The sequence below is a fragment of the Slackia sp. CM382 genome, from assembly GCF_000293015.1.
Classification (GTDB): domain Bacteria; phylum Actinomycetota; class Coriobacteriia; order Coriobacteriales; family Eggerthellaceae; genus Slackia; species Slackia exigua.
Window position 1 is genome coordinate 213,700 of the sequence record NZ_ALNO01000007.1, and the last position, 20,093, is coordinate 233,792.

General features: G+C 65.0%; 17 protein-coding genes and 1 tRNA gene. 13 read left to right on the forward strand and 5 right to left on the reverse strand.

The window, feature by feature from the left end; translation table 11 throughout:
* Nucleotides 1–41 precede the first annotated feature (41 nt).
* The 7 genes from hpt to HMPREF1155_RS03670 all read left to right on the forward strand — a co-directional run bounded on the left by hpt (nucleotide 42) and on the right by HMPREF1155_RS03670 (nucleotide 8,056).
* Nucleotides 42–662 carry a hypoxanthine phosphoribosyltransferase gene (hpt, locus tag HMPREF1155_RS03640; protein ID WP_006362198.1) on the forward strand — a complete coding sequence of 207 codons (621 nt, stop codon included), beginning with the start codon at nucleotides 42–44 and terminating at the stop codon, nucleotides 660–662.
* Nucleotides 659–3,043, forward strand: a complete 2,385-nt coding sequence (gene ftsH, locus HMPREF1155_RS03645) for an ATP-dependent zinc metalloprotease FtsH (protein ID WP_009077526.1) — start codon at nucleotides 659–661, stop codon at nucleotides 3,041–3,043. The genes hpt and ftsH overlap by 4 nt, the downstream gene beginning before the upstream one ends.
* A gap of 87 nt (nucleotides 3,044–3,130) precedes the next feature.
* The gene (folP, locus tag HMPREF1155_RS03650; protein WP_009077359.1) at nucleotides 3,131–4,438 is read left to right on the forward strand and encodes a dihydropteroate synthase; all 1,308 of its coding nucleotides are present in this window, start codon (nucleotides 3,131–3,133) and stop codon (nucleotides 4,436–4,438) included.
* Nucleotides 4,428–5,003 carry a biotin--[acetyl-CoA-carboxylase] ligase gene (locus tag HMPREF1155_RS03655; RefSeq protein WP_039993277.1) on the forward strand — a complete coding sequence of 192 codons (576 nt, stop codon included), beginning with the start codon at nucleotides 4,428–4,430 and terminating at the stop codon, nucleotides 5,001–5,003. Before folP ends, HMPREF1155_RS03655 begins: the two co-directional genes overlap by 11 nt.
* Nucleotides 5,004–5,089: 86 nt before the next feature.
* Entirely contained in the window at nucleotides 5,090–6,535 is a 1,446-nt protein-coding gene (locus HMPREF1155_RS03660) for an MATE family efflux transporter (RefSeq protein WP_009077196.1), read from the forward strand.
* 5 nt (nucleotides 6,536–6,540) lie between these two features.
* Nucleotides 6,541–7,311 carry an ABC transporter ATP-binding protein gene (locus tag HMPREF1155_RS03665; protein WP_009077146.1) on the forward strand — a complete coding sequence of 257 codons (771 nt, stop codon included), beginning with the start codon at nucleotides 6,541–6,543 and terminating at the stop codon, nucleotides 7,309–7,311.
* Complete coding sequence (locus HMPREF1155_RS03670; protein WP_009077241.1) at nucleotides 7,304–8,056, forward strand: ABC transporter permease; 753 nt, start codon at nucleotides 7,304–7,306, stop codon at nucleotides 8,054–8,056. The genes HMPREF1155_RS03665 and HMPREF1155_RS03670 overlap by 8 nt, the downstream gene beginning before the upstream one ends.
* 166 nt (nucleotides 8,057–8,222) lie before the next feature.
* Here HMPREF1155_RS03670 and HMPREF1155_RS03675 read toward each other — a convergent pair whose 3' ends face one another.
* Both HMPREF1155_RS03675 and HMPREF1155_RS03680 read right to left on the reverse strand, forming a co-directional pair.
* On the reverse strand, nucleotides 8,223–9,248 hold the full coding sequence (locus HMPREF1155_RS03675; RefSeq protein ID WP_006362191.1) for a cell wall metabolism sensor histidine kinase WalK: 1,026 nt from the start codon (nucleotides 9,246–9,248) through the stop codon (nucleotides 8,223–8,225).
* 6 nt (nucleotides 9,249–9,254) lie between these two features.
* A complete protein-coding gene (locus tag HMPREF1155_RS03680; protein WP_009077472.1) occupies nucleotides 9,255–9,947 on the reverse strand; it encodes a response regulator transcription factor in 693 nt (230 codons plus the stop codon).
* Between the two features lie 274 nt (nucleotides 9,948–10,221).
* On the opposite strand from HMPREF1155_RS03680, the gene HMPREF1155_RS03685 reads away from it, so the two are divergent.
* From HMPREF1155_RS03685 to HMPREF1155_RS03695, 3 genes are all read left to right on the forward strand, one after another.
* Nucleotides 10,222–11,889: a formate--tetrahydrofolate ligase gene (locus tag HMPREF1155_RS03685; RefSeq protein ID WP_009077263.1), complete on the forward strand. Its 1,668-nt coding sequence runs from the start codon at nucleotides 10,222–10,224 to the stop codon at nucleotides 11,887–11,889.
* The gene (locus HMPREF1155_RS03690) at nucleotides 11,889–12,506 is read left to right on the forward strand and encodes a cyclodeaminase/cyclohydrolase family protein (RefSeq protein ID WP_009077223.1); all 618 of its coding nucleotides are present in this window, start codon (nucleotides 11,889–11,891) and stop codon (nucleotides 12,504–12,506) included. Before HMPREF1155_RS03685 ends, HMPREF1155_RS03690 begins: the two co-directional genes overlap by 1 nt.
* Nucleotides 12,507–12,592: 86 nt before the next feature.
* Complete coding sequence (locus HMPREF1155_RS03695; protein ID WP_009077447.1) at nucleotides 12,593–13,444, forward strand: bifunctional 5,10-methylenetetrahydrofolate dehydrogenase/5,10-methenyltetrahydrofolate cyclohydrolase; 852 nt, start codon at nucleotides 12,593–12,595, stop codon at nucleotides 13,442–13,444.
* An 83-nt stretch (nucleotides 13,445–13,527) separates the two neighbouring features.
* On the opposite strand, the gene HMPREF1155_RS03700 is transcribed toward HMPREF1155_RS03695, so the two are convergent.
* On the reverse strand, nucleotides 13,528–14,973 hold the full coding sequence (locus HMPREF1155_RS03700) for a Sapep family Mn(2+)-dependent dipeptidase (protein WP_009077207.1): 1,446 nt from the start codon (nucleotides 14,971–14,973) through the stop codon (nucleotides 13,528–13,530).
* Nucleotides 14,974–15,094: 121 nt separating this feature from the next.
* On the opposite strand from HMPREF1155_RS03700, the gene HMPREF1155_RS03705 reads away from it, so the two are divergent.
* From HMPREF1155_RS03705 to tsaD, 3 genes are all read left to right on the forward strand, one after another.
* Nucleotides 15,095–15,180 (forward strand) — tRNA-Leu (locus HMPREF1155_RS03705).
* Between the two features lie 98 nt (nucleotides 15,181–15,278).
* Complete coding sequence (locus HMPREF1155_RS03710; RefSeq protein WP_009077164.1) at nucleotides 15,279–15,836, forward strand: biotin transporter BioY; 558 nt, start codon at nucleotides 15,279–15,281, stop codon at nucleotides 15,834–15,836.
* Between the two features lie 142 nt (nucleotides 15,837–15,978).
* Entirely contained in the window at nucleotides 15,979–18,402 is a 2,424-nt protein-coding gene (tsaD, locus tag HMPREF1155_RS03715) for a tRNA (adenosine(37)-N6)-threonylcarbamoyltransferase complex transferase subunit TsaD (RefSeq protein WP_009077114.1), read from the forward strand.
* 129 nt (nucleotides 18,403–18,531) lie between these two features.
* Here the strand turns inward: tsaD and HMPREF1155_RS03720 are convergent, their stop codons facing one another.
* Nucleotides 18,532–18,888: an FMN-binding protein gene (locus tag HMPREF1155_RS03720; RefSeq protein ID WP_006362181.1), complete on the reverse strand. Its 357-nt coding sequence runs from the start codon at nucleotides 18,886–18,888 to the stop codon at nucleotides 18,532–18,534.
* A gap of 152 nt (nucleotides 18,889–19,040) precedes the next feature.
* Nucleotides 19,041–20,051: an FAD:protein FMN transferase gene (locus HMPREF1155_RS03725; RefSeq protein ID WP_009077130.1), complete on the reverse strand. Its 1,011-nt coding sequence runs from the start codon at nucleotides 20,049–20,051 to the stop codon at nucleotides 19,041–19,043.
* Nucleotides 20,052–20,093: the final 42 nt, after the last annotated feature.

The window sequence follows — 20,093 nt, forward strand, 5'->3', positions numbered from 1 at the left end:
ACTGCACGTTCGTACGCATCGTTTGAAAGAGGGCAGTCAACATGAGCGAGATGCAGACGCGGGATTCGTCGGAATCGTCATGGTACGGAGACGACGATATCGCCGAAGTGCTCTATTCGCCTGATTTGATCCAGGCGCGCGTTCGAGAAATCGGACAGGCCATCACCAGGGATTATGCTGACAAGGCATACGAGCCGACGCACGATGGATCGCCGGCCGTGCTGGTCATCAGCGTGCTGCGCGGCGCCGCCATCTACATGTCCGATCTGGTCCGGTCGATAAACCTGCCCCTCGAGATGGACTATATGGCCGTGTCGTCGTACGGCAGCGGAGTCAAGAGCTCGGGCATCGTGCGCATCCTGAAGGATCTGTCCACGAACGTCGAGGGCCGCCACGTCATCATCGCCGAGGACATCCTCGATTCCGGCCTGACCCTCAAGTACCTCATGCGCGTCCTCGAGTCGCGCAAGCCCGCGTCCATCCAGATCGCTACGTTGCTGCGCAAGAAGACCGAGGTCCAGGCTCCGGTCGACTGCGCGTACGTAGGGTTCGAATGTCCGAACGAATTCATCGTCGGCTATGGGTTGGACTACGCGGAGAACTACCGCAACCTTCCCTATATCGGCGTGCTGAAGCCCGAGGTCTACCAAGGAAACTCATGAGCGACCAATCCAACAACGAATCGAACAGCAACGACAACCGTCGCGACGACGACCGCCGCGACGGCGGCCGTCCCGTCCCCCCGCCCTCGTTCGGCGGCGAGCGTCCCGACTACCGTCCGCCTGCGCGGTCGGACGAAGGCCGTCCTTCGCGCGACGACCGCCCTTCGTGGACGAATCCCTTCGACGAGCTCGGCGGATCGTCGTCCGATGGCGGCTCCCAAGGGCGCCCGCCTCGCCGTACGTCCATGCTCACCGCCCTGATCCTGTTCCTGTTCGCCTTCTTCGTCGGTAGCCAGATGATGACGATGATGAGCAGCTCCGAACAGCCCGATAAGCTTGTCACCTCGGAATTCGTCCAGGCGGTCGAGCAGGGTCGCGTGGAGAACGTCGTCTACGATGCGGGGAAGTACACCGTTTCAGGCTCGTACTATCCGGCTGCGACCGCAGGATCGTCCGCGGCCGATGCCTACAACACGGCGTTCGAATCCATCAACGTCAAGCTCGGCGCGCTCCTTTCGCCGTCGGATCCGACGGCGCTCGGCGTGAAGACGAAGGCCCTTGACGAGAAGACGTTGGGCGCGAAGTCGTCCTACGTGTCCACCTATGTGGGCCAGGATTCCCTCATGCAGCTCATGAAGGAGCATCCTGAGATCGAATACCAGGTCAAGCTTCCGAGCGGCATTGCCAATGCGCTTCTGAGCCTGGTGCCGATGCTCGTGCTCGCCGCGCTCATGATCTTCTTCTTCGTCCAGTTCTCCAAGGCGAACAACTCCCAGATGTCGTTCGGCCGCGCCAAGGCGAAAAAGACCGTGGAAGAACGCCCCGACGTGCGTTTCTCCGACGTCGCCGGCGAGGACGAGGCGGTCGAGGAGCTTCAGGAGATCAAGGACTTCCTGATGGATCCGGGCAAGTACCAGAAGCTCGGCGCGAAGATCCCGCGCGGCTGCCTGCTCGTCGGACCTCCGGGCACGGGCAAGACGCTGCTTGCGCGCGCGGTCGCCGGAGAAGCCAAGGTCCCGTTCTTCAGCATTTCCGGCTCCGAGTTCGTCGAGATGTTCGTCGGCGTGGGCGCGAGCCGCGTGCGCAGCCTTTTCGAGCAGGCGAAGGATGCGGCGCCGGCCATCATCTTCATCGACGAGATCGATGCCGTCGGCCGCCAGAGGGGCACCGGTCTGGGCGGCGGCCACGACGAACGCGAGCAGACGCTGAACCAGCTGCTCGTCGAGATGGACGGTTTCGAGAAGAACGACGCCGTCGTGCTGATCGCGGCGACGAACCGCGTCGACGTGCTCGACCCGGCGTTGCTGCGCCCCGGCCGCTTCGACCGTCAGGTCGTCGTCGATGCGCCCGATGTGCGCGGACGCGAGAAGATCCTCGAGGTGCACGCCAAGAACAAGCCGCTCGGCTCCGACGTCGACCTTGTGCGCATCGCCAAGCTGACGAGCGGCATGACCGGCGCCGATCTTATGAACCTCATGAACGAGGCCGCGCTCCTCACGGCTCGCCGCAACAAGGATTCCATCGGTATGTCCGAGGTCAATGAATCGTTGGAACGCCTGATGGCAGGACCTGAGCGCAAGAACCGCGTCCTGACCGAGGAGACGCGCCGCACCATCGCGTACCATGAGTCCGGCCATGCGCTGGTCGGGCATCTGCTCGAGCATGCCGATCCGGTCCATAAGATCACGATCGTGCCGCGCGGCATGGCGCTCGGCTACACGATGTCCGTTCCTGACGAGGACAAGTTCCTCGTCAGCCGCGCTGCCATGATCGACGATCTGGCGGTGTTCCTGGGCGGTCGCGTCGCCGAAGAGCTGTTCTGCGGCGATATCACCACGGGCGCCTCGAACGACCTGGAGCGCGCGACCAAGCAGGCGCGCAAGATGATCGTGAACTACGGCATGTCCGACGAACTGGGGCACCAGACGTTCGGCGAGCCGAATCACGAGGTCTTCCTCGGACGCGACTACGGCAATTCCGCCGATTACTCCGAGAAGACGGCCCAGGCCATCGACGCCGAGGTCGCGCGCCTGATGAAGCAGGCCTACGACACGGCCAAAGAGGTGCTCTCCGCACACGCGGACCAGATGCACCTGATGGCGTCCGTTCTGCTCGAACGCGAGACGGTCGACGGGCCTGCGTGCGATGCCCTGCTGGACGGCACGTGGGACGAATACCTCGAGAAGGAGAAAGCCGGGCTCATCGCCGGCGAAGGCGTTTTCGCCGAGATCGTCGATGCGGGCTCGGCATCCGGGCAAGATTCCCCCGCCGTCGAGGCTCCCGCTTCGGCCGGTGCGGCCGAGACGGCATCCGAGCGCGCGACGGAGGATGTCCTGAAGCGCGTCGATGGGGATTCTTCCCAAGAAGGCCGCGACGCCTAAGCGGCAGACGTTTTGCGAGTACCATGGATGGGACCGCGCTTCGGCGCGGTCCCATTCGTTTCATAAGGATCGAAGGAGCGTGCGGCCATGGAATGGCGCTGCGGATCATATGCGTTCGACCCCCGGACGCCCATCGTCATGGGCGTGCTCAACGTGACGCCCGACTCGTTTTCGGACGGCGGCGCGCATGCCGACCTTGATTCGGCCCTTGCGCACGCACGTGCCCTGGTCGACGATGGCGCGCAGATCATCGACGTCGGCGGCGAATCCACGCGTCCCGGCGCGGCGGAGGTTTCCTGCGAAGAAGAGCGTGCGCGCGTTGTGGATGTCGTTCGTCGTCTTGCCGACCAGAGAATCTGCGTCAGCATCGATACGCGCCATGCCCCGGTCGCCCAAGCCTGCGTCGATGCGGGCGCCTCGATCATCAACGACGTCTCGGGCTTTTCCGATCCCGCCATGGTGCGCGTGGCTGCCGATGCGGATTGCGGCTGCGTCGTCATGCATATGCGCGGCACTCCCGCGACCATGCAGCGGAACACCGCCTACGACGACATCGTCGCCGAGGTGAAAGACTACCTGTCTCGTCAGGCCGCGCTGCTGGAATCCCACGGCGTCGATCGTGCACGCATCTGCATCGATCCAGGTCCTGGATTCGGGAAGTCGCCCGAGGAGACGCTCGTCATGATGCGCAATCTCCAGGAATTCGCGCGGCTCGGCTATCCGGTCATGTGCGCTCCCTCGCGCAAGAGCTACGTAGGCCGCGCCTACGGCATCGACGAGCCGTCCGAGCGCGACGAGGCTTCCGCCGCCGAGGCGCTGCTCGGCTGCGAGCTGGGCGCCACGGTGCTGCGCATGCATAACGTCGCGACCACGATGGAGGCGCTCAAGGGCCTGCGTCCGTACGTGTTCCTCGGACTCGGCGCCAATGTGCCCCTGGTCGCGCATCCCGGCGAAGAGACCGAGGGCAAGATCGCGAACCTCAATCAGGCCATAAGCGCGCTCTGCACGCTTCCCGACACCCAGATCGTCGATATCTCCCGCTTCTATGAAAGCGAGCCCGCGTATCTCGAGGATCAGGATCCGTTCGTGAACGCCGTGGTGCTTGCGCGCACCGGCATCGCGCCGAAGGAGCTCCTCGGCTACCTGCATGCGATCGAGCGCAGCCTCGGACGTGTGCGCGAGGTCGAAAACGGGCCGCGCACCTGCGATATCGACATCCTCGACTATCAGATGCATGTGGTCGGCTCCGATGCGCTGACGCTCCCGCATCCGCGGATCCTCGAACGGGATTTCGTCGTGAAGCCTCTGATGGAGCTTGCGCCGACGCACGTTCTGGCCGATGGCACGGCCATGACTTCCGATCAGGTGAAATACGGGGCGGCCCATGCGCTTTAGAGTGACATGGAAGGGCACGACCGCTTCCACGAACGATGATGTCTGGGCGCTCGCGCGCGCAGGCGAGCCGGCAGGCGCCTGCGTCGCTTCGTTCGCGCAGGAATCGGGGCGGGGCACGTGGAAGCGCGTGTGGGAGAGTCCGCGCGGCGGGCTGTACTTCTCCTTCCTGCTGCGGCCGCGCACGCCCCAAGCCGTCTGGCCCGAGTCGAGCATCCTGCTCGCTCGGACCTGCGCCCAGGTCATACGTGACTTCTGCGGCGTGGCTGACGGCATCGTGCGCGTGAAGCCGAAAAACGACGTCGTCTGCGATGCGGGCAAGCTCGCCGGCATATCGCTCGAGGCGCGCGACGGCTGCCTGAACGTCGGCTGCGGCACGAATGTATTCAAGCCCGAAGGCGGCATCCGGACCGATGGGCGCAACGTGCCCGCGTATCTGGAAGACCTCTGCGTCCAAGGGGCGCGCGGGACGCTGGGGCCGTTTTCGGAAGAGGCGATCGAAGGCTTGCTGGATGCCTATCTCTCGGCGATCGGGCGGCTCATTGACGTGCGGTCCGACGTGTTTTAGAACGGTGTGGCGATAGCCCTCGCATGCGAGGGCTAAGGTTGATGGCGGGCCTCCGCTGCACGGGGGTCGAAGGAGCGGCGAACCATATGGCGCAACGGCATGACGAACACGGGGAAGCGGCCCGGATCTCCCGTCTCGGCACGGGCGATATCCGCGCGCTCGTGGTGGAATTCGCCGTCCCCGCTGTCGCAGGCATGATCGTCAACGGCGCCTACAACCTGATCGATTCGGTGTTCCTGGGCAATTTCGCCGAGGATCTGGCTCTCTCGGCGATCACCGTCGCATCGCCCATCATGCTGATCACGATGGCGCTGTCGATCTTCGTCGGCGCCGGCGGCAACGCCCTGTGCGCGCTGCGTCTCGGCGAAGGGCGGCACGAGGAGGCCGAGCGCGTCTTCGGCAACACCTTCGTTCTCGGGCTTGTCGTGGCCGTCGCGCTCGGCGCGCTTTCGCTCTGCCCACCGGTGATCGAATTCCTGCTCGACCTGTCCTCCGCGACCGACGAGACGCGACCTTATGCACGCGCGTTCATCCAGATCCTTTGCGTAGGGAGCGTATTCCAGCTGGTCGGGGCCGGTCTTAATAATTTCATCCGCACGACGGGCGCGCCGAACCGCGCGCTGTGGACCATGGTGATCGGCGCGGTCGGCTGCACGGCGTTCAACGCGCTGTTCGTGGCCGGCTTCGGCTGGGGCGTCCACGGCAGCGCGCTCGCGACGGTCGCCGGCACCGCGCTTTCCGCCGCAAGCGTGCTGTGGTACTTCCTGAAGACCCCGAACGTGCCCATCCGTTTGCGCGTGCGACATTTCCCGCTGAAGGCGAAGATCGTCGGCGCCATCCTGTCTCTCGGCGCCGCATCGTTCGCGGTCCAGGCCGGAGCGGCGCTCGTGAGCTTCGTCACGAACTATGTCCTGGTGACGTACGGATCGGCCGATCCGATCGGCGCCGACGGGGCGCTTGCGACGATCGGCGTCGTCAGCCGCGTGGGGATGTTCGTCATTCTTCCGCTCGTCGGCATGGCGATCGCCGTGCAGCCGATCCTCGGGTACAACTACGGCGCCAAGCTCTGGAGCCGCGTGCGCGAGACCTTCCGCACGGGCGTCGTCGGCGCGACCGCCACCGCCACGGTCATGTGGGCGCTGCTCATGGTCTTCGCACGCGAGATCGTCGTCTTCTTCGGCATCGACAGCCCCGAGCTCGTGGATTTCACGGTACGCGCCTTGCGCATCAATCTGGCGCTGCTTCCGTTCATCGGATTCCAGATCATGGGATCGAACTATTTCCAGGCGACGGGCCAGCCGGCGAAGAGCATCGTCCTGTCCCTCTCGCGCCAGATTCTCTTCCTCGTTCCGGCGCAGGTGGGGCTACCTCTCGTCCTGCCGCTCATCTTCGACGGCATGACGCCGCTCCGTTCGATCTTCTTCTCGTGGCCTCTGTCCGACTTCCTTGCCGTCTTCGCGGTCGGCATCTTCGTCATCGTCGAGATGCGCCGTTTGAATCGTCGTATCTCCGCTCAGGAACAGGAGGCATGAGGCGTATGCCCGAAGGAGCAGGCCTCTCTTGGTCGAACGTCTGCAAGGTCTACGAAGGCGCCCAGGGCGCGACGCAGGCCCTCGACGGCTTCACGCTCGATGTGGGTCCCGGCGAATCGGTCGCCGTGCTCGGGCCGTCCGGATGCGGGAAGTCGACTGCGCTGCGCATTGCGAGCGGGCTTGCGGCGCCCACGTCCGGCTCCGTCGCGGTGAACGGGCGGCCGATCGCATCGCCGCGCCGTGCGACGGCGCTCATCCTGCAGGATTTCGGCCTGCTGCCGTGGAAGACGGTCGCGCAGAACGCGGGCCTGGGGCTGCAGATCCGCCATGCGTCCGCATCCGTGCGTCGGGAACGCGTCGCGCAGGCGCTCGCGACGGTCGGGCTTGCCGACTTCGCCGATGCGTACCCGTCCGAGCTGTCGGGCGGCATGCGCCAGCGCCTTGCCATGGCGCGGGCGTTGACCTGCGATACCGACGTCCTTCTCATGGACGAGCCTCTGTCGGCGCTCGATGCCTTCCTGCGCGAGGAGATGCAGTCCATGCTGAAAGGCACGTGGAAAAGGGAAGGGTATTCCCAGGTCATCGTCACACATTCGGTCGAAGAGGCGGTCTTCCTCGGGCAGCGCGTCGTCGTCGTCTCGCCGCGTCCCGGACGCATCGTCTATGCGCTCGAAAACTCCGAGATGACGGATGCGGCCTGGCGCGATTCCGATCTCTTCTTCGAGCGGTGCCGCACGCTGCGCGCCGTGCTGCATGGGAGGGGAAGCCATGCATAGAGAAGCCGCGCGCAAGATCGCAGGATACGCGCTTGCGATCGCGTTCATATTCGCGGGATGGCATATCACGGCGATGCTCGTGGGAAGTCCCGCCCTGCCCGAACCGCTGCCGGCCGTGCGGCAGCTCATCGCCTACGGGAATGAGATCCTGCCCGCGTTCGGCGTGAGCCTCTATCGCGTCGTCATCGCCATGTTCGCAGGCACGGTGCTCGCCATACCCCTCGGCCTTGTCTGCGGGCGCTCCGCGCGCCTCGACGCCGTCTTCGCGCCGGTGCTCTATTTCCTCTATCCGCTTCCGAAGGTGGTCCTGCTTCCGGTGCTCATCGTGCTCATGGGCCTTGCCGACGCGCCCAAGATCGCGCTCATCGCGCTCACGATCTTCTTCCAGGTGCTGGTCACCGTGCGCGATGCGGCGAAGGCGGTTCCCGAGGACAGCATAGAATCGGTGCGTTCGCTCGGCGCCGGGCGCCTTGACGTCTATCGTCACGTGGTCGTGCCGGCCACGCTGCCCGAGCTCTTCACCGCGTTGCGCATCTCATCGGGTACGGCGGTCGCCATCCTGTTCTTCGCCGAAAGCCTCGCCGGCTCGACGGGCCTCGGGTACTTCATCGTGAATTCCTGGGCGTTGCTCGATTACCCGCGCATGTTCGCGGGCATCATCGCGATGGCCGTGCTGGGCGTGATCCTCTACGAGCTGTTCGACGTGGCCGAGCGCCGCCTGACGCGCTGGAGGAGGTCGGCGTAGCCGACGCGCATCGCGTGCGGATTCCTGCAGGCCATGGATGGCTTCCGTAAGCCGTCGTTCGGGATGCCGATGCGGTGCCCCATGGTCTTGCGCCCGTCTTCCGTCGGGCGCGGCCGATATCCTCTCTGCCGCATGCATGCGGCAGGGCAGGCGTTTCGGATCCTCGTCAGTGCACGCTGGGCAGGGAGACGCTGAAGCAGGCGCCGCCCCGAGGGACGTTGTAGGCTTCGATGGTGCCGTCGTGCGCATCGACGATGCTCTTGGCGATGGCGAGTCCCAGCCCGGACCCGCCGGTCGTGCGCGCGCGGGAGTTATCGCCGCGATAAAAGCGCGTGAACAGGAGTTTCGGGTCGATATCGCCGAATCCGGGCCCGTCGTCCACGACGCTTACGATCGAACGGTCGGCGAATCCTTCGAGCCTGATGACGACGTGCCCTTCCTGGCCGATGAAGCGGCAGGCGTTCGCCGCCAGGTTGTAGACGACCTGGTAGAGACGGTCGGGATTGCCGAGCACGTCGGGGGCTTCGCCGATCACTTCGATCGTGCCGCCCCGCTCGTCGATCAGGGGTTCGAGCGCGTCGGCGACCTCGTTCGCCACGCGATGCAGATCGATGCGCTCGAGCGTGGCGCTGTCGGTGCCGTCTTCGATGTGCTGCAATGTGAGCAGGTCGTTCGCAAGGCGCGTGAGGCGCTCGGATTCGCTCATGATGGTCTGGCAGAACCGGGCGCGCATCTCGGGCGGCATATCGGGGTCGAGCATGGTTTCGGCGCTTCCATGGATGGCCGTGAGCGGCGTGCGCAGCTCATGGGCGACGTCGCTGATGAATTTCGTCTGGCGTTTCTGCTGGATGTACAGGTCTCCGAATTGGGATTTCGATTTCTTGAACAGCGTCGCGAAATCATGGGCGAGCAGGTCGGCCTCATAGAGGCGCCCGTCAGGGGCAACCTCGGCGTCCGGCTCTCCGCGCAGAAGCGCCTGCGCCTTGCCATGCAGGTCTTTCAGGGGTTCGGCGATGTAGTAGCCGATCACGAGGCTGACCGAGAACGTGATGAGCGTGCCGGAGGTCGCCATCCAGAACACGGGCACGGGCCCGAACGCGTTGACCAGCACGAGCATGCCTGTGAGCAGGGCGCCCGTCGTCGCGAAGATGACCGTCAGGATGGCGAAGTATGTCTGAAGGCGCTTGGGCACGCGCGTTTACGCCTTGAAGCGGTACCCGTAGCCGCGGACCGTCTCGATGACGTTCTGATCTATGCCGGCGGCGGACAGCTTGTCGCGCAGACGTTTGATATGCGTGTCGACGGTCTTGGTCTCGGTGATGTATTCCCAGTCCCAGGCTTCTCTCAGGAGCTCTTCGCGCGTGGCCACCTTGCCGGCCACCTTCATGAGGGCGGCGAGCAGCTCGAATTCGCGCGGCGTGAGGTCGATCGGGCCGTTGGGGCCATCGGCGGAATGGCGGCCTTCGTTCAAGGTCACGCCGCCCGCGGAGATGGACTGGTCGGCCGGGGAATCCTCCAGGCGGCCGCGACGCAGCAGCGCGCGTACGCGCGCGATGAGCTCGCGTACGCCGAAGGGCTTCGCCAGGTAGTCGTCGCCGCCGATTTCCAATCCGACCACCTTGTCGAGCTCGGTGTCGCGGGCGGACAGGAAGAGGACGGGCGACGCGGTGCGCGCGCGCAGGCGGCGGCAGAGCTCGTAGCCGTCCATGCCCGGAAGCATGATGTCGAGGATGAACAGGTCGTAGTCTTTGCGCATGGCCGCGGCCAGGCCCTCTTCGCCGTTCGCGGCGGTATCGACGGAGAAGCCCTCTTTCTTCAGGCTGTACGAAACGAAGTCGGTGATGGACTGCTCGTCGTCGACGATCAGGATGGATTCGGGAGCATCGCTCATGGTGGCCTCGGAATTCCTCGGGGACGATTCGCGCCGGCGCCGCCGCGCAGCATGCGGACGTGCGCCTGACGTGGCTTTCGTTCGTATTCTAGCACGTGCGCGTCCGACCTCTGGATGGCTCCGTTCCGCTGATTCCTTCCCGTCAACAATCGATTCGCGCCGCATGGGGATGAGTGCTCCGCCGCATCGGACGCGCTCCGTATAATTCTGCTTCATACCCCGCATGAACCATGCGCGCCTCTTCGGACGTGCGCGACGAAGGAAGGGAAGGCCCATGCTGTCCGATATCGAAATCGCCCAGTCCGTGACGCCTCGGCGCATCACCGAGATCGCCCGCGCGGCGGGCATTCCCGAGGAATACCTGGAACAGTATGGCGGCAGCAAGGCCAAGGTCGACTACAACCTCCTGCGCGACAAGCCGCGCGAAGCCGGCAAGCTCGTGCTCGTGACGGCCATCAATCCGACGCCTGCCGGCGAAGGCAAGACCACGACGACGGTCGGCCTCGCGGATGCCATGCGCCGCATCGGCAAGAACGCGCTCGTCGCATTGCGCGAGCCTTCGCTCGGCCCTGTCTTCGGCATCAAGGGCGGCGCTGCGGGCGGCGGGTACGCCCAGGTCATTCCTATGGAAGACATCAATCTGCATTTCACGGGCGACTTCCACGCCATAGGAGCCGCCAACAACCTTCTCGCCGCGATGATCGACAACCACATCAAGCAAGGCAACGCGCTCGGCTTCGATGTGCGCAAGATCGCCTGGAAGCGCGTCGTGGACATGAACGACCGCCAGCTGCGCAGCATCGTGGACGGCTTAGGCGGCCCGGCGCACGGCGTCCCGCGCGAAGACGGCTTCGACATCACGGTCGCATCCGAGGTCATGGCCGTGTTCTGCCTGGCGACCGATGTGTCGGACCTCAAGTCGCGCCTGGCGCGCATCGTCGTGGGATACACCGCCGCCGACGCCCCGATCACGGCGGGCGAGCTGCATGCGGAAGGCGCCATGTGCGCGTTGCTCAAGGATGCGCTCAAGCCCAATCTGGTGCAGACGCTCGAAGGCACGCCGGCGTTCGTGCATGGCGGCCCCTTCGCCAATATCGCGCATGGCTGCAACTCGCTCATATCCACGCGCATGGCCCTCGCGCTGGGCGACTACTGCGTCACCGAAGCCGGCTTCGGCGCCGATCTGGGAGCTGAGAAGTTCCTTGACATCAAATGCCGCCTGGCGGGCCTCGAACCCGACGCGGTCGTCGTCGTCGCCACGGTGCGCGCGCTCAAGAACCATGGAGGCGTGGCGAAGGCCGATCTGGGCGAAGAGAACCTCGATGCCCTCAAGGCGGGCCTGCCGAACCTGCTGCAGCATGTCGAGAACATCACGCAGGTCTACCATCTTCCCTGCGTCGTGGCCATCAACCGCTTCCCGACCGACACGGAGGCGGAGCTCGCCCTCGTGGAGGAAACCTGCAAGGAGCTCGGCGTGAACGTCGCCCTGTCCGAGGTCTGGGCGCGCGGCGGCGCGGGCGGGACCGCGCTGGCCGAAGAGGTCGTGCGCCTGTGCGAGCAGCCGAACGATTTCGATTTCTGCTACGAAAGCGGCGCTCCGGTCGAAGAGGCGCTCGGCTCCATCGCCGCGCGCGTCTACCGCGCCGACGGGGTCGAGTTCACGCCGGCCGCCGCGAAGCAGCTTGCGCGCCTCAAGGCGCAGGGATTCGACGGGATGCCGGTCTGCATGGCCAAGACCCAGTACAGCTTCTCCGACGACCCGAAGCGCCTCGGCGCTCCGCGCGGCTTCACGATCACCGTCCGCAACCTGCGCGTGGCGGCGGGCGCGGGCTTCGTGGTCGCCTTGACGGGCGATATCATGACGATGCCCGGCTTGCCGAAGCATCCTGCGGCCGAGCGCATCGACGTCGACGAAACGGGAAGGATCACGGGACTGTTCTAATGCCTGCCATCGACGAAACATTCCTCAACGAACTTGCATCCGACGCCCCCGCGCCAGGCGGGGGCGGGGCCTCGGCGTACGTCGGGGCTCTTTCGGCCGCCCTTGCGAGCATGGTGATCGCGATCGCCGGACGCAAGCGCGCCTACGAGAGCATCGCCGGCAAGCTGCAGGAGCAGACCGATATGCTCGCATCCTGCCGCGAGGCGCTGGTCGGGCTCGTCGAAGAGGACGCCGTTGCATTCGGCGCCCTTGCGGCCACCTGGAAGATGCCCAAATCGACGCCGGAAGAACGCGCGCGGAAGAGCGAAGCCCAGCAGGCCGCGCTCGTCGGCGCCTGCGAGGTGCCCATGCAGATCATGCGCATCTGCGCGAAGGTGATCGAGATCGACCACGACCTGATCGGGCTTGTGGACAGGATGATCCTGTCCGACGTGGGCGCCTCGGTCATCATCGCCCTCGGCGCCATGAAGGCGGCCGCGCTCAGCGTGCGCGTCAACGCGGCGTACATGAAGGACGCCGATGCAGCCCAGGCCTATCTCGGCGAAGTCGACGACATGATCCGTACGTTCGAGTATTCCGCCCAGGTCGTGTACGACTTCGTGAAAGACAACGTGTAGGAAGCGTCTTCCGGCGCCGCGCCCGTTCCCGCACGAGAGGGTTTCGCGCGTCACCGGAAGAGGGTTTCGATCAGATAAGGAGTTCCATGGGACGCCTTCTTGTGGGGAAAGACGTATCGGCCCGCATCGCCGCGCGTGCACGCGAAGGCGTGGCCGAGCTTGCGGTGCGCGGCGTCGTGCCGACGCTCGCGATTCTGCGCATCGGGGAACGCCCCGATGATCTGGCCTACGAACGCACGGCGATCAAGCGCGCGGAAGCGCTCGGCGTCAGCGTGCGCCAGGTCGTCCTTCCGGCCGACGTCGGAACCGATGAGGTGCTGAAGGCCGTGCACGCGGTCAACGGCGATCCGACGATCCACGGATGCCTGATGTTTCGTCCTATGCCTGCCGGCGTGGACGAGAGGGCGGTCTGCGCTGCGCTCGCTCCCGAAAAGGATGTCGACGCGGCGGGAGAAGCCTCGCTTTCCGGGGTGTTCACGGAATCGGGCGTCGGATTCGCGCCGTGCACCGCGCAGGCCTGCGTCGAGATGCTCGATCATTACGAGGTGCCGCTCGACGGTGCGGATGCGGTCGTCGTGGGACGAAGCCTGGTGATCGGACGGCCCGTGGCGGCCTTGATCCTTTCCCGCAATGCGACCGTGACTGTCTGCCATTCGCATACGCGCGACTTACCTGCGAAGATGCGCGCGGCCGATGTGGTCGTCTGCGCTACGGGACGTGCGAAGGCGTATGGAGCCGCATGCTTCGCACCCGGCCAGATCGTGATCGACGTCGGCATGAACGTCGACGAGGCGGGGGCGCTCTGCGGCGATGTCGACTTCGCGGCCGTCGAGCCCATCGTCGATGCCATCACGCCTGTTCCGCGCGGCGTGGGAGGCGTCACGACGCAGGTCCTGCTCGATCACGTGGTTCAGGCTGCGCTCGAGGCGACGGCGTAGCCGGGGCGGTTTCTGTCTTAAATAAGATGACGAATGGCGGGCGCGTCCGACGGGGGGGGCGCCCGCCGTCTCGTATTCCCGGACTATGCGGACAGGTCGTTCAGATCCATTCCCATCAGGCGGTCGATGGTCAGGATGTAGACGCGCATCGCGCGCTTGAGCGTTTCTTCCGCAACGCCTTCGTCGGCGCCGTGCATCTGGCCGACCCAATCGGGGTAGTCGTCGTGCGGATCCAGCACGCCGAAGCTCGCGGCGCAGGGGAAGGCGCGTGCATAGGTTCCGCCGCCGATCGTGAAGGGTTCGCCGTCCAGCTCCGTGGCGTCGCGGTACGCCTGCGCGAGCGTGCGCACGACCGGGCCTTCGGGATCGAGGACGAAAGGATCGCGCCCGCTGACGAAGCGCGCATCGGCGCCTGCGGCCGCTGCGACGGACCGAAGCGATTCCATGATCGCATCGACCGTGGTGGCGGTGGGAAAGCGGATGTCGAGCGTCGCCACGACGCGCCTTCCTTCCGTGCGGACGGTTCCGATGACGCCGGTCAGCGGATCGAAGTGCGCATCGGAGCAATCGATGCCCGCGGCGGCGCCGTCGGTGGATGCCGCGAGCGCCGATACGAGCCGAAGGAAATCGGCCTCGGCGCCGTCGACGAGCCTATGTCCAAGCGCGTAGTCGCAGGCGAGCCCGATGGCGTTGACGGTGCCTTCAGGCATGGATGCGTGCCCGCCCCTTCCGTGCGCGACGATGCGCGCGCAGGGGATGCCGTCCACGTTTTCCTCGGTCACGGTCACGCAGTCGGTATCGGGCAGGCCGCTTCCCTCGTGTCTCACCACGAGCGCGGCCATGCTGGGCACGGCATTCAGGGACGATTCGCCGGTCGTGAAGTCGACGATCGCACCGTCCTCGAAGGCCGGCGAGGCGACTTCGGCGTTGACGCAGCCCTTTTCCCCATAGCAGACGGGGAACATGTCGTCAGGCGTGAACGTGAATGCGGGAGCTCCGTATTTCTCCAGATAGAAGGCGACGTCCTGCATCGTGCCGACCTCTTCGTTCGCACCCATGATCATATGCATCGTATAGGGCAGGCGAATGCCGCGGTCGGCGAAGAACTTCATGCAGTACAGGGATATCGCAAGCGGGCCCTTGTCGTCGACGACGCCGCGCCCGATGAGAAAGCCGTCGCGCCGCACGAGCGTCCAGGGGTCGACTGTCCAGCCGATGCCTGGCTGCACGACGTCGGCATGGCAGATCATAGCGAGCGTCTCGGGGCGCTCTCCCGGCAGCACGGCGACGCCGACGTTGCCGTTGTTGTCGGTTGCCTCGAAGCCCAGGCGGCGGGCCAAATCGACAGCGGCATTCAGACCGTCGTGGGCCTCTTTTCCGCTCGGATGCTCGGGCGTCGCGGCATCGAAGTCGACGACGCTCGGAACGGCGATGAGCCGCTCGATCTCTTCGACGATCTCTTCCCAATGGGCATCGATGAATGCGTCGGCTTCTTGCAGGATCGAAACGTCGGGGACGTATGCGGCCATGGCGTCGGCCTCCTTGGCTCGTAGGCAGGAACGGGTGCGGAACGCCGCCTACGATAGCAGACGGGCATGCCCCTTCGCCATCTTGGAAGGACTCGGGCGTTCAGGTATAATTCGCCACTGCGCCCGAGTGGCGGAATGGCAGACGCGGCGGTCTCAAAAACCGCTATCTTCACAGATGTACGAGTTCGAATCTCGTCTCGGGCACCATCCGTCTCAAACGGCATCGTGCCGTTCGCGGCCCCTCGTCGAGGGGTCGTTTCTGTTCAAGGGAGCGTTCGCCTCGCGCGCTTCCGGAAAGGACCTCCATGTCTCGAAGCCGTTCCGTCGCATTCTGCGGACTTTCCATCGCGCTGCTCGCGGTAGGCGCATGGGTCACGGTACCGCTCGGCCCCGTGCCGTTCACGCTCCAGACCATGATGATGGTCTTCGTGCTGCTTCTGCTGCCGTCGCGTGAAGCGCTCATCAGCATATTCGCATATGTCGCCATCGGTGCGCTCGGCATTCCCGTGTTCTCGGGCATGCGCGGCGGCATGGGGGTCATGCTGGGCACGTCGGGCGGGTTCATCTACGGGTTCGCCTTGGGCGCCCTGCTCGCCGTCGCTGTCCTCCGATTCTGGCCCGAGCCTTCTTCCAAAGCGGCGTCATACGCGCGGGAAGGCGTGGCGGCCGTCGTGTTCCTCGCCGTTTCATACCTGTGCGGATGGGTGCAGCTCATGGCCGTTGCAGACCTGGGTCCCGCCGCGGCGTTCCTTGCCGGCATCGCGCCGTTCATCCTGCTCGACGCCATCAAGCTTGCGATCGGCGTCGCGCTTGCCCATTCGGTGCGCCAGGCGGTTCCGGAGCTGCGCAAAGCAAGGGCTTGAGCTGCGAATCCCTCGTAACGCATGCGTGCCATGCGTTACGAGGCGGATATCCTCTTTGTGAGTGACTTGACGAACGCCCGGGCGTGCCCGGGCGTTTTCGCTGCTACTATGGCAGCGTTCATATGAGGGAAGGCGAAACATCATGGGATACGTCCTCGCATTCGATACGGCGAACGAGGCTGTCGTCGTCGGCATTGGATCCGTCGATGCGGATGGAGCAGAAGCGGGTCGCATCGTGTTGAAGGAGGCCCCTGCGCGCCTCGTTGCCGGAGAGGCGCGCGCCGCCCATCGCGCGAGCAACACCGTGCTCATCCCTATGATCGATGAGCTGATGGCCGGGGAGAACATCGAGAAGGACGACATCGCCGCCATCGTGTGCGGCCGCGGTCCGGGCAGCTTCACGGGCGTGCGCATCTGCATGGCCGCCGCCAAGGGAATCGCGTCGGGTCTTGAGGTCCCGCTGTTCGGCGTTTCGACACTTGATGCCGTGGCTTGGGGCGTGTGGGAATCGGGGTACCGGGGAGCTATGATCGTCGCTGCCGACGCGATGCGCAAGGAGGTCTATCCGGCGCTCTTCATGATCGATAGTGCAGGCGCGCACCGCCTGACGTCCGACGCCGTCGTGTCCGCGCGCGCGGTGCAGGACTGGATCGACGAGGCCCTCGCCGTCGCGCTTCCCGATGCGACGCCTGCTCGCTCCGACGTGCTCGTCTGCGGCGATGCGCTCGTGAAGTATCGGGGTTCCTTCGCCGAAGCGGGTTTTCCCGTCGCCGACGATGCCCTCTGGGCTCCGAGCCCCGAAGGCCTTCTGCGCGCCCGCCGCATCGGAGGCGACGCGGCGACGCTGCTTCCGGTATACACGCGGCTGTCCGATGCGGAGGAAAACGAACGGGTAAGGCTTTCCGCGCCGGAGGTGCGCAACCTCGCGTCGGGCGTGCAAGCCGAAGGCGCGCTCACGTTCCGTCCCCTCGATGCGGCGCATGCGTCCGATGTCGCGTCGCTTGAATCCCACGCGATGGGCACGGACGCCTGGAGCGAGGCATCCGTGCTCGATGAGCTTCCGCGCAAGGATCGTACCTGGTGGGCCGCGTTCGTAGGGGAGCGGCTCGTCGGATATTGCGGCGGTCTTGTCGTAGACGGCCAGGTCCAGGTGCTGAAGATCGCCGTCGAAGACGATATGCGCCGTCGGGGAATCGCGCGGCACCTGATCGGTCTCGTGGCGTCCGATGCGCGCGACCTCGGTGCGACCGAGATGACGCTTGAGGTGCGTGCATCGAACGAAGGCGCGCAGCGCTTCTATGGGGCGCTCGGGATCGAGCGCATCGGGGTCCGTCCCTGCTATTATTCCGATCGCGAGGATGCCGTCATCATGACGGGGCCGTTTCCGATGGTCGCGCGCGATGTCGCCGGCATGTCGCTTAAGATCGACGAGATCTCTCCTGCGGGGCATGCGGGCGCTTCGAACGGCGACGTCTCGGAAACCGATTCGGCCGCAGATGCCGCAGTGCCTGCGACCGTACCCGTTTCTACTCCTCTCATCTGCGCATTCGAAAGCTCATGCGACGAAACGGCCTCATCGATCATCGCAGGAGACGGCACGATCCTTTCGGATGTCGTGGCGTCCCAGGTCGATTTCCACGCACGGTTCGGCGGGGTGGTTCCCGAAATCGCGAGTCGCAAGCATATCGAAGCCATCTGCGGTGTCGCGGACGAATGCCTCGAGCGTGCGGCAGTCGCGCTCGGGCGTCCGTCTTTGCGCTGGCGCGATCTGGACGCGATCGCCGTCACCTATGCGCCGGGGCTCGTCGGGGCGCTCGTCGTGGGCGTCGCCTTCGCCAAGGGCCTTGCCTGGGGGTCAGGGGTTCCTCTTATCGCGGTCAACCATCTCGAAGGCCATCTGTACGCCAACAAGATCGCCGATCCCGCAATCGCTCCGCCGATGGTCGTTTCGCTCGTGAGCGGCGGGCACACGATGCTCGTGCATGTGAAGGACTGGGCGAACTACGAAACGCTCGGCTCAACGATCGACGATGCGGTGGGGGAAGCGTTCGACAAGGTTTCCAAGGCGCTCGGCCTCGGGTATCCGGGCGGTCCTATCATCAGCAGATACGCAGCGAAGGGCAATCCGCGCGCCATCGATTTCCCCCGCGCGCTCATGCATTCGGGCGATCTGCGCTTCAGCCTGTCCGGCCTGAAGACCGCGGTCATCACCTATATCCACAAGCAGCAGGAGGCGGGCATGCCGCTGAACATCCCGGACATCGCGGCCAGCTTCCAGCAGGCGGTTGTGGACGTCCAGGTGGCGAAAGCCCGCACAGCGCTTATCGAGACCGGTTCGCGCACGTTCTGTCTGGGCGGCGGCGTCGCCGCCAATCCCGCCTTGCGTGCGGCCTATGAGAAGATGTGCGCGAAGAACGGGTTCCGTCTGGTCATGCCTCCGCTGTCGGCCTGCGGCGACAACGCCGCCATGATCGCGGAGGTCGCGCTCGACCGCTTCGCGCAGGGCAAGCTCGCCGATTTCACGCTCGACGTGAAGGCCCATGCTCCGCTCGATGAGGCGTATTAGGCGCGTCCGCCATGTCAATCTGATGCCACGGCCTATCGCCTCGCACCAGATCTTCCGCCATTTGGTCAAAAGAAGAAAGGGGCCCGCTCGATCGAGCGGGCCCCTTCGCAATCTCGGATGAGATCGAAGTTACTTGAGCTGGGAGAGAGCGTCGTCCACAGCGGCCTTGACGCCGTCGGTGGTGATGGTGGCGCCGGAAACGCCCTCGATGTCGGAACCCTGGGCCTTTTCGATCTGGGCCTTGTAGGTGCCGTCCTGGATGGCCTCATAGCCGCCGATGCCCTGGGTCTCGTTGTCGCCCTTGATCTCGGAAACGGTGATGGTGCCGTCGGAAGCCTTCGCGAGGGTGACGGTGATCTCGCCGCCCTTGCCCTGGCCGGTGCCGGTTGCGGTCTGACCGTCGGCAGCGCCCGAGCCACCGCCGCAGGCGGTAAGGGCGAGGCAGCTCACGACGGCAGCGGATGCAGCAATCTTCGTAATCTTCATCCTAGATCCTTCTTTCGAATCGCCAACAGTAGGATGCGGGCAAGTGTATAGCATCGTTGCCAAGGTGCGTTCTGAAAAGGACGAAATCTCGACAATTATGGATGAAAAGGCATCACCCGCAGATAATTTCTCTATGCAACCAGGTGAAAAAGCTATTTCGAAGCGCTTGGGACGGTCTTGTCGACGACGTGCGCGACATTGTCGCGGTCGATGAAGACCGCCGTCGTGATTTCCGGCCTTGACCGGGCATAGTCCATGCCGTATTCGATGCCGAGCGCGCAGAGCGTCGTGGAGAATCCCTCGCAGTCGACGCTGCGGGGGCCAACGACCGTCACGCCTTCGACATCGGTTTCGACGGGCATGCCGGTCTGCGGGTTCAGGATATGCGCGAACCTGCGCCCGTCCTTCTCGAACATGCGCTCGTACAGGCCGCTCGTGACCACCGAGCCGTTCGCGATGGATACGGCGCCGAGGATCTGCGAAGCGTCGCGCGGATCCTTCACGCCGATGCGGAACGGCGTGCCGTCGGGGCGCCCGCCATGAACGGCAACATTCCCGCCCAGGTTGACGAAGAGATGCTCGAGCCCTTGGGATGTCATGAGATCGATCAGCCGGTCCGCGATCCAGCCCTTCGCCGTGCCGCCCACGTCGATCGAGGCCTCGGGGTCGGAAAGCGTCGCGATGCAGACGTCGTCGCCGTCCAGAAGCTTCAGCTTCTGCCATCCCACGTGCGCGACGGCTTCGTCGAGGGATTCCTGATCGGGGATGATGCCCCGATGGAAATCCCAGAGCCGCGTGACCGAGCCCATCGTGATGTCGAGCATGCCCTCGGACAGCTCGCAATAGCGCAGGCTGTGCGCCAGCACGTCGTAGGTGTCGCGTGCGATGACGACGCTTGCGCCGCGCGATTCATTGATGCGCGCGATGTCGCTGTGGGGAAGGAATCGCGAGAAGAGGCGCTCGTACGTTCGGCACGCATCGCGGCCGGCGAGAAACGCCGCCTCGACGGCGTCTCGGTCGCCTGATGCCTTGAAGGTGACGATGGTGTTGAAGGCGTAGAAATTCGCTTCATGGTAGCGATGCGGGTCGTCCGCGGATGCTTCCTTGAAGCGCCAGTCCTCTTCGCGCGGGATTATGTCAAGCGTGGCGTCGTTGGTGTCCATGCATCCATTGTAGGGTGCAGGGTATGCGAAGAGTTTACGAAA

What these genes read in the sequence shown, in the direction of transcription:
- HMPREF1155_RS03660 (WP_009077196.1), top strand. Translation starts at nt 5,090, where the DNA reads ATGGCGCAACGGCATGACGAACACGGGGAAGCGGCCCGGATCTCCCGT.
- HMPREF1155_RS03695 (WP_009077447.1), top strand. Translation starts at nt 12,593, where the DNA reads ATGGGACGCCTTCTTGTGGGGAAAGACGTATCGGCCCGCATCGCCGCG.
- HMPREF1155_RS03690 (WP_009077223.1), top strand. Translation starts at nt 11,889, where the DNA reads ATGCCTGCCATCGACGAAACATTCCTCAACGAACTTGCATCCGACGCC.
- ftsH (WP_009077526.1), top strand. Translation starts at nt 659, where the DNA reads ATGAGCGACCAATCCAACAACGAATCGAACAGCAACGACAACCGTCGC.
- HMPREF1155_RS03655 (WP_039993277.1), top strand. Translation starts at nt 4,428, where the DNA reads ATGCGCTTTAGAGTGACATGGAAGGGCACGACCGCTTCCACGAACGAT.
- HMPREF1155_RS03665 (WP_009077146.1), top strand. Translation starts at nt 6,541, where the DNA reads ATGCCCGAAGGAGCAGGCCTCTCTTGGTCGAACGTCTGCAAGGTCTAC.
- HMPREF1155_RS03685 (WP_009077263.1), top strand. Translation starts at nt 10,222, where the DNA reads ATGCTGTCCGATATCGAAATCGCCCAGTCCGTGACGCCTCGGCGCATC.
- HMPREF1155_RS03720 (WP_006362181.1), bottom strand. Translation starts at nt 18,888, where the DNA reads ATGAAGATTACGAAGATTGCTGCATCCGCTGCCGTCGTGAGCTGCCTC.
- HMPREF1155_RS03725 (WP_009077130.1), bottom strand. Translation starts at nt 20,051, where the DNA reads ATGGACACCAACGACGCCACGCTTGACATAATCCCGCGCGAAGAGGAC.
- HMPREF1155_RS03680 (WP_009077472.1), bottom strand. Translation starts at nt 9,947, where the DNA reads ATGAGCGATGCTCCCGAATCCATCCTGATCGTCGACGACGAGCAGTCC.
- folP (WP_009077359.1), top strand. Translation starts at nt 3,131, where the DNA reads ATGGAATGGCGCTGCGGATCATATGCGTTCGACCCCCGGACGCCCATC.
- HMPREF1155_RS03710 (WP_009077164.1), top strand. Translation starts at nt 15,279, where the DNA reads ATGTCTCGAAGCCGTTCCGTCGCATTCTGCGGACTTTCCATCGCGCTG.
- tsaD (WP_009077114.1), top strand. Translation starts at nt 15,979, where the DNA reads ATGGGATACGTCCTCGCATTCGATACGGCGAACGAGGCTGTCGTCGTC.
- HMPREF1155_RS03700 (WP_009077207.1), bottom strand. Translation starts at nt 14,973, where the DNA reads ATGGCCGCATACGTCCCCGACGTTTCGATCCTGCAAGAAGCCGACGCA.
- HMPREF1155_RS03670 (WP_009077241.1), top strand. Translation starts at nt 7,304, where the DNA reads ATGCATAGAGAAGCCGCGCGCAAGATCGCAGGATACGCGCTTGCGATC.
- hpt (WP_006362198.1), top strand. Translation starts at nt 42, where the DNA reads ATGAGCGAGATGCAGACGCGGGATTCGTCGGAATCGTCATGGTACGGA.